This window comes from Paenibacillus sp. J22R160, assembly GCF_059692135.1.
In genome coordinates this window covers 293129-306039 of sequence record NZ_JCAUAU010000006.1, presented here as the reverse complement: position 1 = coordinate 306039, position 12911 = coordinate 293129, and the positions used below count along the sequence as shown (strand labels likewise).

Annotated in this window: 14 protein-coding genes and 1 riboswitch; of the genes, 4 read left to right on the top strand and 10 right to left on the bottom strand. The window is 46.3% G+C overall.

Features of this window, described 5'->3' with window-relative positions; all coding sequences use genetic code 11:
- Positions 1 to 44: 44 nt before the first annotated feature.
- The 4 genes from yknW to AC58UW_RS16655 all read right to left on the bottom strand — a co-directional run bounded on the left by yknW (position 45) and on the right by AC58UW_RS16655 (position 3658).
- The gene (gene yknW / locus AC58UW_RS16670; RefSeq protein ID WP_497421761.1) at positions 45 to 719 is read right to left on the bottom strand and encodes a YknW family membrane protein; all 675 of its coding nucleotides are present in this window, start codon (positions 717 to 719) and stop codon (positions 45 to 47) included.
- Between the two features lie 26 nt (positions 720 to 745).
- Positions 746 to 1213, bottom strand: coding sequence for a stage II sporulation protein M (locus AC58UW_RS16665; protein WP_497421760.1), 468 nt, complete (start codon positions 1211 to 1213; stop codon positions 746 to 748).
- Positions 1214 to 1259: 46 nt separating this feature from the next.
- Positions 1260 to 1595 (bottom strand): putative cyclic bacteriocin, encoded by a 336-nt coding sequence (locus AC58UW_RS16660; RefSeq protein WP_497421759.1) that lies wholly within the window; start codon positions 1593 to 1595, stop codon positions 1260 to 1262.
- A 626-nt stretch (positions 1596 to 2221) separates the two neighbouring features.
- Positions 2222 to 3658 (bottom strand): aminotransferase-like domain-containing protein, encoded by a 1437-nt coding sequence (locus AC58UW_RS16655; protein WP_497421758.1) that lies wholly within the window; start codon positions 3656 to 3658, stop codon positions 2222 to 2224.
- A 116-nt stretch (positions 3659 to 3774) separates the two neighbouring features.
- On the opposite strand from AC58UW_RS16655, the gene AC58UW_RS16650 reads away from it, so the two are divergent.
- Positions 3775 to 4680: a DMT family transporter gene (locus AC58UW_RS16650; protein WP_497421757.1), complete on the top strand. Its 906-nt coding sequence runs from the start codon at positions 3775 to 3777 to the stop codon at positions 4678 to 4680.
- A 122-nt stretch (positions 4681 to 4802) separates the two neighbouring features.
- Positions 4803 to 5351 carry a CBO0543 family protein gene (locus AC58UW_RS16645; RefSeq protein WP_497421756.1) on the top strand — a complete coding sequence of 183 codons (549 nt, stop codon included), beginning with the start codon at positions 4803 to 4805 and terminating at the stop codon, positions 5349 to 5351.
- A gap of 85 nt (positions 5352 to 5436) precedes the next feature.
- On the opposite strand, the gene AC58UW_RS16640 is transcribed toward AC58UW_RS16645, so the two are convergent.
- Entirely contained in the window at positions 5437 to 5613 is a 177-nt protein-coding gene (locus AC58UW_RS16640) for a YjfB family protein (RefSeq protein ID WP_497421755.1), read from the bottom strand.
- 200 nt (positions 5614 to 5813) lie between these two features.
- A riboswitch (FMN riboswitch) is annotated at positions 5814 to 5967 on the top strand.
- A 200-nt stretch (positions 5968 to 6167) separates the two neighbouring features.
- Between AC58UW_RS16640 and AC58UW_RS16635 the strand changes: the two genes are divergently transcribed.
- The gene (locus AC58UW_RS16635; RefSeq protein WP_497421785.1) at positions 6168 to 7097 is read left to right on the top strand and encodes a DMT family transporter; all 930 of its coding nucleotides are present in this window, start codon (positions 6168 to 6170) and stop codon (positions 7095 to 7097) included.
- A 412-nt stretch (positions 7098 to 7509) separates the two neighbouring features.
- Here AC58UW_RS16635 and AC58UW_RS16630 read toward each other — a convergent pair whose 3' ends face one another.
- From AC58UW_RS16630 to AC58UW_RS16620, 3 genes are all read right to left on the bottom strand, one after another.
- A complete protein-coding gene (locus tag AC58UW_RS16630; RefSeq protein WP_497421754.1) occupies positions 7510 to 9120 on the bottom strand; it encodes a HAMP domain-containing sensor histidine kinase in 1611 nt (536 codons plus the stop codon).
- Positions 9117 to 9812 (bottom strand): response regulator transcription factor, encoded by a 696-nt coding sequence (locus tag AC58UW_RS16625; RefSeq protein WP_477503860.1) that lies wholly within the window; start codon positions 9810 to 9812, stop codon positions 9117 to 9119. The genes AC58UW_RS16630 and AC58UW_RS16625 overlap by 4 nt, the downstream gene beginning before the upstream one ends.
- 109 nt (positions 9813 to 9921) lie before the next feature.
- Positions 9922 to 10707, bottom strand: coding sequence for a hypothetical protein (locus AC58UW_RS16620; protein ID WP_497421753.1), 786 nt, complete (start codon positions 10705 to 10707; stop codon positions 9922 to 9924).
- Between the two features lie 425 nt (positions 10708 to 11132).
- On the opposite strand from AC58UW_RS16620, the gene AC58UW_RS16615 reads away from it, so the two are divergent.
- Positions 11133 to 11429 (top strand): Rieske (2Fe-2S) protein, encoded by a 297-nt coding sequence (locus tag AC58UW_RS16615; protein ID WP_497421752.1) that lies wholly within the window; start codon positions 11133 to 11135, stop codon positions 11427 to 11429.
- A gap of 63 nt (positions 11430 to 11492) precedes the next feature.
- Here the strand turns inward: AC58UW_RS16615 and AC58UW_RS16610 are convergent, their stop codons facing one another.
- Entirely contained in the window at positions 11493 to 12338 is an 846-nt protein-coding gene (locus tag AC58UW_RS16610; RefSeq protein WP_497421751.1) for an SDR family oxidoreductase, read from the bottom strand.
- A 119-nt stretch (positions 12339 to 12457) separates the two neighbouring features.
- The gene (locus AC58UW_RS16605; protein WP_497421750.1) at positions 12458 to 12868 is read right to left on the bottom strand and encodes a MarR family winged helix-turn-helix transcriptional regulator; all 411 of its coding nucleotides are present in this window, start codon (positions 12866 to 12868) and stop codon (positions 12458 to 12460) included.
- Positions 12869 to 12911: the final 43 nt, after the last annotated feature.

Here is a 12911-nt window from a genome sequence, read left to right as displayed (position 1 = left end):
CAGAATTGGTATCATCAGTTGCATTCATCTCCTGCAGGTGATTTCTATAGTTTTATTAGTGAAATTGTATTTGCAGCGATAGAAAATAGAAAAACAATGGAAATTACGATCACAATTTGTACTTTAGTCGATCCTGCAAGATAATGTAGTCCTATTGCCAATAAGACATTTACCCAAATCGCAAAAGGATCTAATGCCATAAATAATACATACCATATTGAATTATTAATAAATAGTCTGCCTAGATTGGTATAGGATAAATATTGCCCACTCCATGTAATTCCATTGATAAGCAGATTTATTGTGCTTGCCAGAAGAGTAACTGCACTCATATGGATATTAAGTGAAAAAATCGTTTTAAATGATAACTCTTTATGAGTAAATACAAGAAATAATTTCAGTAGAATGGCCATAATCAACAAAGAAAAAAATAATGGAATTATGGAAAATAGTCCCGCTAAGATGCTAGTTGTCAGCTTTAATCTTGGCAGTGAGGAATGGATTGCATTTGAAGCTTCAATCAGTGACTGATCGGGGACACTTAAGTATGAAATGACACCAGTATAGACCATACTGATTATGCAAATGATAATAAACGGTTTAAAAATAGGAGCCTTATGTTTTAACCGCTTTATGTGTTCAACAGGACTATGTAGAAACCCTATTAGATTTGGAGATTGATTTGGACTTGTTTCTTGGTTGACTAACTCAGTCTGCATATTAATGAATTCACCTTCTAATCAATTTAGGTTGTACTATAAAGCTGTACAAATACTTCCATCATAGCCGCAATGCAGGTTAATAAAATGATAAGAACGCATTTCTTTGCAAATTTGAAGAAATCCCAAGAGGCGCTATTCTTACCAAATATTCGGGTGTAAATAAAGCCGAATATTTGAAATCCGAGAGCTGCGCTAAGTATAGAGGCAGGGATTTCAAAAATGCCATGCGGCATGATGCCAAAAAGCAATTCAGAAATTTGTCCTGTGAGGAATGATTGAGAAAATTGAAATCCAGTAATTATACTGTTTACGAAAAGAATGATCAGTGTAGGAAAACCTAGTAAAACACCCCCTAGTACTAATAATCCATTCACATACAAATTGTGTAAAAAAAGAGTTGTCCAAGTGGAATCTTTTTTGATAAAAGATAGATTGCCGATATCCATATGTAGGATCAGAGTAATAAGGCTACCTATTATACAACCAGTCACGTATACAAGAATAGAAAGGTATAGACAATTTCTTAACTTCAAAAATTTAGCTATATTGGAACACTTCCTTCATCCTAATAATAGGGTTACATGTCCTGAAAATTGCAGGACATGTAACCCTATACTTATCATAAATACTTATAGGGATACAACAGCATGGACCACCCAAGAACACACCAACAATTGCAACGACGGCAGAATAAATGGATGAGCCAGTCAAAATAATGTTTAAAATCTGACTAACAGCAGCATACCCTACCCCAGTCCAACTTACGTATCCATATAGTTGGAAAAGAATACCTTGAGTAAGTATGAAGGCTAAGCAAGCCGCAAGACCTGCTACAGTCCAAAGCATAATACCTTTTCTATTTGATATTACCATTTTCGTTCACCTCCTATTTTTGGGATAATATGTAAATAGTTACAAATTGAGTATACAATAGTTTCCATAATAATACAATATATATTATATTATCCCAGATTAATATAGTTAGGAAGTTATTGTTAATAAATACCTAAATCCGTGAAAGTGAATATATGAAAACAATAGAATATGAACAGACTTGCCTTGAAAGAGGCACAATCTGTAGTTTGGCTTAGCTGCTGCGGTACAATTATAGTCACTGCTGGAAGCCATGATCAGGAGCGCCCACGGAGTCAAACCAACGGTATCGCTTACATGCGCCTAAAGGATGCTTAAGTATAAAGTTGGTTCATTACCAGGGAGTCTCGCATTTCATATTCCGTGTTATTCTTTCGAAAAATTGATTATTGAGATAAGTTATCCATCGTCTGGGAGCCACTCCTTGACGGTTTTAATGCTTAGAGCACGCACGTTCCAGACGGCAATAGCGGAATAACAAGCCGTTTTGGGACTGGCAGATGATCGCTAATGACGCTTAAAGGACATTTGCTTAGAGTAAGAAAAATCCGCTACCCATGCACCTAACATTCTTAGCGTATATAAAAAAAGGGCACTTTCCCGACAGCCTGAGATTTTCCCGCTATTCAAATCGTATAGCTCCCTGCAATTCCAATCAACCGTCTAACGCCATCGCGCAAATGCTCTTCATTCACGAAGGAATAGCTCAAACGGATCCAAGAGCGCATCTCTTTGAGCGGATCGCAGATCACTCCAGGAATGAAGGAGACAGATTGCCGAAGGCACTCCTCCAGCAGCTGGTCGACTGGGATGTGGTCCGGGAGCTGGAGCCACAGATTGAAGCCTCCTTGGGGGCTAACCCAGCGCCATCCAGTGGAGGCTAGCTCCTGTTCTACAATTTCTTTGCGAATCAGCAGGGCGATGCGCAGTTTCTCTAGATGCTGCTGCATCCGAGGTGATTCGAAGTAATGCAGGAACATTTTCTGATTGACGAGCGGTGTGCCGTTGTCAGCTAATGATTTGGCGGTGATGAGCGATTTGATGACGTGCTGGCCACCCATAACGGCACAAATACGAAGTCCGGGCGCGATATATTTGCTAAAGCTGCGGAGATACACGACCCATCCTTCCGTATCATAAGTCAGCATGGGCGGAGGAGGAGGCTGGTCTAAGTACATCTCATGAATGGCGTCATCTTCAATCAGCAAGCAGCGGTAGCGTTCAGCCAGTTCAACGAGCTGCTTGCGCTGTGCGGCTGGAACCGTGTAGCCCGTCGGATTATGAAAGGTAGGATTCATATAAAAAAGTCGCGGTTTATGCTTCTCCATAAGCCTCTCAAGATTCGCCAGATCATAGCCGTCCGGGGTGATTTCGACAGGAATGAACCGCGCCCCCTGCTGGCGGAAAATATCAAGTGCAGCGCTGTACGTCGGCCGCTCAACCAGGACCGGATCCATAGGCCGGATGTAGATCCGCGAGATGAGGTCAATGGCCTGCTGACCCCCAGTGGTAATCAACAGATCGCTGACAGTGAGCTGGAGGTTATGATGCCGAACCATGTAACGGCAGAGATACTCGCGAAGCTCCTCATCCCCCTGGGCGCTGGAGTAGGTGCCCATGAGTTTGGGGTAGATGTCGAAAACCTTCTTCACATGTTCGGACAAAAAGAGATTCGGCAGCAAGTTGGGATCAATCAATGCTTGCGAGAATTGGTACGTGACAGGTATTTGCTGAATTTCTGACAAGGAGTTTTTTAGAGCGCTGTACGTTGTGAGCGAACGATTGCTTTCCGCGTGCACCGTAGAGACTTGCTTCTCCGTCTTGCTGGGACTTACGTAGTAACCGGATTTCTCTTTGACGTAAGCTCTCTCATTTTGTTTCAGCAGCTGATAGGCGCGAAAAACGGTTAGCCTGTGCACCTTCAGCTCTTGGGCAAGCAGCCGGATGGAGGGGAGCTTGTCATGAGCTTGCCACTCGCCGCGATCCATGCGGGTTACAATATATTCGTAAGCCTGTCTGAAAAGCAGGTTAGCTTCTTTTCCAGATGATCCCGGAGCTTTCATCCCATATCCCCCCTCTGTTTACTCTATCATAAAGCATACCTTGGAAAACTGTTCTAGTATCATACATCTGTTCTGTTACTTACCTAGTATGATACATACCAAGAGGGGGAACAGTCATGATTATTTTTAATTATTTGCTTGTATGTCTAATTTTCGGCACGACATTTTTGGCGATCAAGGTAGGGGTAGATGCCTCAGCACCGCCATTTTTCTCAGCAGGCTTGAGGTTTTTCATTGCAGGCTTGCTTGTGTTCTGTTGGTTATTATGGCGCAAAAAAGCTACCGTAGCTCTTTTATTTCGCAAAGAGATGCTGCTTACGGGCATCGGTCTCACATTTGTCACATTCTCAACCTTGTATTGGGCGGAGCAATATGTGTCTTCCGGGATTGCGGCTGTATTATCGGCTACTGGACCCATTATGATTCTCATATTGCAAACGTTCGTGTTGCGACTGAAGGCGACAATGCTTTCGGTATTTGGCTGCATACTCGGCTTTGCAGGGATTATCATCCTATTGCTGCCACAACTTGCCGTATCCGCGAACCTCGTTTGGGTGATCGGGAGCGTGGCGATTCTGGTCGGAGAACTGTTCTATTGTATGGGAGCCCTATACTCCAAGAAGGTCATTCAGCAATTCCCGGAGGCATCGCCGATTGCGCTGAACGCGGCACAGATGATCTGCGGAGGGTTGCTGCTCCTGATTCTTTCATTGTTTACCGAGCATGTGGAAGTTCAAAGTCTATTCTCTCCAAAGGCGGCAGGCTCGCTGCTCTATTTAATCGTGATTGGCTCCATGGTGGGACACAGTCTGTTCTATTGGTTAGTGGCGAAAACGAATCCGGTTTTTCCAGCTACATGGCTGTACATTTCTCCGCTGATTGCCCTGGCCGTGGGGGTCCTATTTTATGGGGAAACCATCACTTGGGTTACGGCTGTGGGCGTGATAATCGTCATCGCTGGTACGATTTGTGCGAATCTGGACAGCCTGAAACAGCTGATGCTAAGACGAAAAACGGCGTAAATAAACAGATTTGTAAGTTAATTGGTATCTGTTTCATATGAATCAACAATTATAGAAATAATAACCGCAGGAGCACCTATTTGAACGCAGGCAGCGCAAGTTTGATGGAATGGAGCTAAGTGATGGGTCACATAACAGAGTTGATTGGTTCATATCTGCCTGTAATCATTGCCTTGTTATGCTTAATTGCAGCTTGGTTTTTCGGGGATTGGAGAAATTGGAAGACCTACTATCCAACTATTCTTTTTGCCATCTGCGTGGATTTTCTCGTTAGCCTTCTAAGTTATAATTATTCGCTTTGGGTTTTTCATAAAACCGCTGTAACGCCTAATCATACAATCGCGGATTTTCTAATTGCGTTTACTAATCTTCCCTGCATTGTGATGGTGTACCTCCACAAATATCCTTTTAAGTCGCGACCGCTGAAACAAGTCGTTTATATCGCCATTTGGTCGGCTATTTTTGCCTGCATTGAAGGACTATTCCTACTAATAAATTTGCTTGAATATGATAATAACTGGAATTTTGGGTGGTCTATTGCCGTCTGGGTTTTCATGTTCATTGGACTGCGCCTGCATTTTACGAGACCGTTATGGTCGTGGTTGCTATGTTTTACGGGAGTGGTTTTCTTGATTCTGTATTTCCATATTCCGATTTCTAAAATGAAGTAGATGAATCAATAGTAAGTTTGTGGTCAGCAGCAACAAGAAAAAGAAGGAGAATTAATCATTAATTCTCCTTCTCCTACATGTAAAACTAGCCACTAATGTCCAGATTCCCACCCAAATTGGGTTGAACACTTTGTTGCATCATTTGAACCATTTGCTGAGCTTGTTGTGTTGATTGGTCTTTAGCCATGTCAAGAACACGTATTTGCACAGCTTGAGCTAAGTTGTTCTGGGCTATGGGCATTGAAAGCGCAGAGATGTCCATGAGTCTCCTCCTCTATGAATGATTATGAATGATAAGCTAACATTTTATTTATCGGAAAATGAGTAGGAATTTCTTAGCTTAAGCGGGAATGAAAAATCCTTGCTTTTTTCATTTTATGGTGCTAATATTCATGAATAATATTACTTATGTTTTGTAAGTGAACTGTTGGTAGGACACTTGTGAAACATAAAGTTTCATAATTGAATCTTCGGGGCAGGGTGCAATTCCCTACCGGCGGTGAGGATACGTGCGTATGTATCTCAAGCCCGCGACTCCCGGCCTGTTAAGCAGGCTGGGACTGACTTGGTGAGAATCCAAGGCCGACGGTTATAGTCCGGATGGGAGAAGATGAATAACAGCTTGTTCAAAACTTAGGTTTTGGCAGGTCTGTTTGTCAATGCCCCCGCTGCGTATAAGAGCGGGGGCATTGTCTCTTTCAGGAGGTTCAATTCAAAACATCATATAGGGATCTTTGAGCTAGGCTCAAAGTCTCTCAATTGTGGGAGGTTTTTGAATTGGAAAATGTATTTAAGCTAGGAACAAAGGGCGCGAATGTGATCTCAACGCGCTCAGGCGGCATCAGCGGGGTTTGGTATGTGGCACTTGGAGCTACGCTCTGGGGGCTCGACCCACTCTTCAGGATCTTACTGTTAAAAAGCTTTACTTCAGCGCAAATCGTGTTTATTGAGCATTTGCTTCTTGCCTGCTATGCGCTGCCGGTACTGGTGAAGTACCGTAAAACCTTGATCGGCAAGCTATCGCTAGGAGTCATCGGCGCTTTGCTGTTCATCTCATGGGGCGGTTCGGCGATTGCGACCATCTTATTTACAGCTGCATTCTCGCACGGCAATGCGAACGCGATACTGCTATTACAGAAATTACAGCCCTTGTTCGCTATCATTCTGGCTCGCGTGATGCTCAAAGAGACGCTGCCTTCTAAATTTTTTACCTATATTGCAGTGGCGCTGCTTGGTACGTATTTGCTGACATTCGGCTTTTCGTCGCCAGAGATGGGTCTCAAAGATTTGGGGACGATAAGCTGCTTATTCTCGATCCTTGCAGCTGGATTATGGGGCGGATCGACCGTCATGGGCAAGTTCTTATTACAGAAAAAGCTGGATTTCCCCATCGTTACTTCGCTCAGATTCCTGCTCGCTATTCCATTGCTGACGGTTGTCCTTATTGCAAGCGGCGATGCTTGGCACGTAACCGGAACGAGCGGTGGTCTGACACTAATAGCTGTGAACCTGCTGTTCCAGGCGTTTTTCCCGGGCCTGCTCTCCATGCTCCTCTATTATAAGGGGCTGACCTCGACCAAGGCATTCTTTGCAACTTTGGCTGAGTTGGCCTTCCCGGCGGTTGGCGTCTGTGTGAACTGGCTTGTATTTGGGCAAAAGCTAACCGTAGGCCAGCTCGCTGGCTTCATCGTGATTTGGCTGACACTCTGGGTAATGAGCCGCAATCAGAGCAAAGCAGCGGCTTAAAGTGCTGTTATTAAGCTTCAGACCCCTTTGCTGAACCTTTCACGTGGGAGGAACTTGCCATGTTAAGCTTGATTGGATTCCTAACGGGAAATTCTCCCGTTATTTCAATCAATTCTCGTCTGAAAATCCAATTAACTGGAAAAATAACCGTTATTTTTCTCCGACAGCTCCGCTTTCTAGCATAATCGCCACCATTAACAGGAGAAATTCCAGTTATTCTTGTTTTAGCTGGCGTTACTTCACGAAATAGCGGTAGTATTTCCCGTTAATCTGAAGAGGCTGTCTCAAAAACTCAATAAAGAGGCTCTCCCTCTGTCACATGATGACCTTGGGAGAGCCTCTTTATTTGCTTGCCAGCCTCTCGACGCCGGTATCACCACCAGCTTCTCGCAGCAGCAGCCCCCAAGCAGCCTCAGGAAACCTTCGGCACCTTGGGCTTACCATCCTTTTGCGCCGCTCCCCCAGGCTCCAGATAAAAGGAAACCCCGTTCCGCTCGTTCGCGGCACGCACGGTCATGCCGTGATGGTCCATGATCTGCTTCACGATGGCAAGACCGAGCCCGAACTGGCCGTCCCCGCCAGAGCGGAAGGGCTCAAAGAGGCTGTCCGCGATCGTTTGATCGAGCGGCGGACCATCGTTACTGATCTGCAGCTGCGAGAAATGGGCTGCAGCTTGCTTGGCCTCGCCACTTGCTGGCGATGTGAGGATAATCCGGATGCCGCTTTTGGCATAGCGGAGTTGATTATCGAGCATATTCTCCAAGGCAATCTTCCATTGGTCGGGGTCGCCATGCAAGGTGGCAGGGGGGAGCTCCATCTCCCACTCGATTTCGGGCCGGCGATAGCGCAGCCTTTCAACCACATCTTCGATGACCTCATGGAGCTTAAAGGAGCGGAAAGGCTTCTCGCGAGCAGTGACATAATTCAGCTTATTGAGCAGCAGCAGGTCGCGAATACGCTTCTCCAGGCGCTCGCCTTCTTTCAGAATGACGCCTAAGCTTTCGTTCAAGGTCCCTTTCGGGAAAACCCCGTCGAGGATGGACTGCGCATAGCTGCGGATAACCATGACAGGGGTTTTTAGCTCGTGAGAAGTGTGCTGCAGGAAAAATTGCTGCGCGCGGTCCTGGCGCACGAGACGCTGCCGCATCGCTTCGATGGCTTTGGCAAGACGTCCCACTTCATCCTTGCGCCCGGTTTCAATCGGATCATGCCAATCACGCTCAGCCATGCGTCCAACGTGACGTTCCATCTGCACGAGTGGACGTGTGAAGTAGCGGGCGATGATGAGACAGGGCAGCCATGAAATCACGATGAGGCCAACCATCATCAACATAAGTCTGCCGAACATGGTCATGACTAGGTCATTGCGGTAATTGCCCCAGGCATATGAGACGATAAAGCCGGGCTGGCCCTGGACGACCTCTTTTCGAATCACATAAAAGATACTTTTCTTATCAATGCTGGTTGTGTACTTGGCAACGGGCAGCTTTTGGGCATAAGCATCCTGCTCCATGGCTTGTATGAAGGGCTCCCCGCTTGTGAAAGCATTGTTAAGTGTCTGTGCCTCTTGGGTTCCGATAATCGTAAAATGCCGGATGGCTGGCGCGCTCAGATTTGCTGTAAAGGGAGACATCACCTTCGTTGCAATTGAGGCTTCCAGAGGGATGCCAGGGATTGTGCCGCTAGTCTGCAGCGTTGCCGTTGCCGGTAAGGCTTCAATTTTAGAGACACTGAGTGGTAGCGTATCGGCAGGGGTTAATGTTTTTATATCCGTCATGATATCTGTTTTTACCCCGGTTATCCCTTTTGTAGCCAGTGTTAGGGTAGGCGATGTCAACGTCGTTGCTTCCATCCGAAGCCCACTTTGCGTATCTAGTAGAATATCGTACAGCTGCTCTGTAAAAAATCCCTTCAACGTCCAAGGCAGCAGAACGGCAAGCAGCGTGAAAATGAGCAGCGTTAAAGCCGCGAATGCCCCCCATAGCTTCATAGCAAGCGGCCATTGTCCTAATCGAAGCGTCATGCTTTCACCATCCTATATCCGTATCCGTATACGGTTTCTAATCGCAGCTCTGGCAGCTTGCGGCGAAGCCTGCGTACCAAATCATCCACGACCCGGTCAGTTCCGAAGTAGTCGATCCCCCAAACAGCTCGGAGCACTTGTTCACGCTCTAGCACTTGGCCATGATGGCCAACTAAATATAGCAGCAGCTCAAATTCCTTGGAGGTAAGCTCCAGTTTGCTGCCATCCTCTGCTGTTACTGTGCGCGCTTGCTCATCGATGAGATAGGGAGCTATGTTCAGCTTCGTGCGGCGTTCCAGCCCTGCTGGTATCATGCCGGCAGGATGCCCGCCGTATACGCGTTCCAGCAGCTTGCGAGTGCGAATGACGAGCTCGCGAGGTAAAAAAGGCTTGGCCAAATAGTCGTCGCTCCCCATTTCTAGGCCAATGATCCGATCGATATCCGCGTCTCGCGCTGATATGAAAATAACGGGCTGCGCTGGCTGATCCGCCTTAATCTCGCGCATGAGTTGATAGCCGTCTACCCCCGGGAGCATGATATCGAGGACCCACAAGTCCGGCCGCTCGGATATGGCGGATCTTGCCGAGGTCCCGTCAGCGAACGAACGCACTTGCCACCCCTCTTTCTCCAAATAGGCAGCGAGAACGCCCCTCAGATGCTCTTCATCTTCCACTAAATAAATGCGATACATATATAATTCTCCTTCTTTCTACTCAGCTATGGGGAAAAGGTGGAGCCGTTCGCAGCATTTTGCGTTCGGTCCACCGGAAGGTCAACTTGCTTTTTATCTATTTAAAAGGTTATTTAGATTCTTCAGCTCTCTCTTCTGTTTTCTCGTCTGCTTTTGCAGCATGTTCTTTCAGTGTTTTGGCAAGGTTGCGCAGCGATTCCGTTTCTTTTTTGTAATCCGTGAGCAGCTCAGGCAGCAGGCTTTGAATGGCAGCTGCATCGTCAGCTTCTACAGCTTCGGTTAGCTTTTGCTGGCGTTTGAATGCTTCGGATGGTTCTGCTTTAATTATATCACCAGAGATAGCTGTTCCCTCAAGTGGTAGTGCTTGGATAGTGGTTGCAGCTTCCACGCCGTCTTTGATAATAGTGAGCATCTTTGCTTCTTTGCTTGGAACTAGTTGAGCTGCTTCACCATCAGGTAAAGTTGGAGCCGGCTGAGCAGGATCAAGTTTGAAGATTTTATTCTCAAAAGTACCCGGTGAGGTCGGAATTGCAGCAGCAGTGCCTTTGATCACCATTGTTTTGGCAAATGCAGGCTTCGGCATCTCGCTCTCAGCTTGTTTCCGATCCTCTAACGCTTGCTTCCATTCAGCCAAGCTCTCTGGAGCGTAGGTGCTCACCAGCAGCTTCAAATAATTGCGCTCGTGAGCTGGTTGCAGCAGTAGGCCTGAGCTTGTGTGCAGCTGAACCGCTCTGGTTGCCATCACCGGAGTTGCTGATGTGACAGCGATACTTGCTTTGGTATCCGTTGTAGTAGCGTCAGCCGCTGATGCGCCGCCGACAGCTCCGAAAGCCATTGTTACCATAAAAGCTAGCAGACTAGCTTGGCTTGCGCGACGTTTCCATTGTGTTTTCATAGTAGAAAACTCCTCTCAATTTTGGGGTATGTAGGTGAGTGTCTCTCCCTTACAACCTAAATGTACCGCAAGATTATGGACATCCTATCGTAACATTGTGGGAAATTATGTGTGTGAGTGGAAGATTGCCGGAGTTTGAGGTGGAGCGTGTGTGGGTGTTATGAGTTTCATTGGACGTTTTCCAACCAAATAGGCATAAAGCGGGTCCGTTTGATCATCACGTTGGATGGATTCCAATGAGATGTCAAAAAAGGGGGCAAGTTCACGAGAAATCAGGTGATCCCGTTGGAAATCATCCAATGGGAAGCGGGATTTTGCCGCTTAATCGGCCAGTTCGTTGGATTTCGTCCAACGTGATGATAAATGTAAGGTCGAAAATGTAGTAAACTGTATGTTGGAACAATAATGAACAGGGGGGTGTCTACATGAAAGAAGTCCTGCTCGGGCCAGAGGAAAGCTTCACCAAGCTGCCCGCAGAAGTCGTATTCGATAAAAACTTGTATTGGTTAATACAAGCCGAAGATGAAGTTACATACCGGCTCGTGTCAAGCCGATGCCCGCATGCCGGCGCTATTGTGGAGGCTGAAAAAGGGGAGTTCGTATGTTCGATGCACGGCTGGACGTTTGATCTCCACTCTGGGGCATGCCTGAACGTGCCGACCAAAAGCCTAACCGCCTATGACGTTGTCGTCAAAGAAGGCCAGCTAATTGCGCATGTGTAAAATGTGCAAAAAGAAAAGGACCTGCCTGATCCGTTGAACGGTTAGGGCGGGTCCTGATTTATTTTATAAATTCAAATGCAGCTTACGTGTGTTCAGCATACCATCCAAACCGGTAGGGTCTTGGCTCACTTTATACTGGACAAAAGCTTCCGCGGCCTCCGAAGTGCGAATGCGCAGAGGTTTAGGCTCCATGTCCATCAGCTTCACCATGACTTCGGCAACCGATTCTGACGTTTGAGGCACGGAGTTCCGTTTGGAGAAGGCGTCCAAATATTGCGTGATAATCGGCTTATATTCATCCTCCAGAATGCCTCCGGTTTGTTGAACATGTCCAAGGACGGTCTGGTTAAAATTAGTTGCAATCGCACCAGGCTCAAGCAGTGTTACATCAATGTTGAATGTTGGCTTGTAGTAAGTAGCTAAGCTTTCTAATAAGCCTTCAACGGCAAATTTAGCTGAGCAGTAAATTTCGTTGAAGGGTTGTCCAACTAGACCGCCAACGCTTGTTGTTGCTACCAAATGACCAGCATCCGATTTACGCAAAAGCGGCAATCCAGCGCGGATCGTATGCATAACTCCATACACATTCGTATCAAAAACACGATGAATATCTTCCATCGCTGCTTGTCCTAATGCTCTTAAATAACCAAAACCAGCATTACAGAACAGAACGTCCAAGTAACCGTGATGATTGTCAATCACAGCAAAAGCTTTCTCCAGCGACTCAGGGCTCGTAACCTCCATCTCCAAAAAATGAAGATTCGCATGGTGCCCATGCTGCTCCTGATCACGTTCGACATATCGCGTTCCCGCATAAACCGTCCAGCCTAATTCTGCAAATTTCAGGGCCGTCGCAAGACCAATGCCTGACGATGCGCCGGTAATCGCGATAACTTTGCTTTTGCTCATAGTTAATCACTCCAAATGTTAATGTCATAAACTATTTAATAACTATACAGTATGTTGATTCAACAGAATAGTCAAGTCATTAAAAAAATCCCAACGTGGGTAAGGTCGGGATCTTCGCGCTATAGCGGCAGCTTCTCCAAAAGCTTCTTGAGCTGCGCTAGCTCATCTTCGGTATAAGGCGTGAAGAGCTGTTCAATTTTGTTATTATACGCCTCTAGGATGTCGTTTATCAGCGCATTTCCTTTATCCGTAACTTGCAGCAACAGGCTTCTGCGGCTAGTAGGATGGGGCTTACGAATCACAAGCTCCTGCTCTTCTAATTTATCCAGCAGCTGCGTAATCGCTCCACGGGTCAGCCCGAATTCATTCGCAATATCGACGGCAATGCAATCGGGATGCTTGCGCAGAAACTCGAGCGCATACATCATGATCGGTGAAACGTGAAAAGGGGGAAGCACTTGCGTCAAATAGGAAGAGAGAGCATTCTTGATTTCGCGAAATTTGTACGTGATGAGGAGATCCTTATCCATGGTTTAGCCGCCCTTTTTGTTTAGTATCTATACATTATAGCAA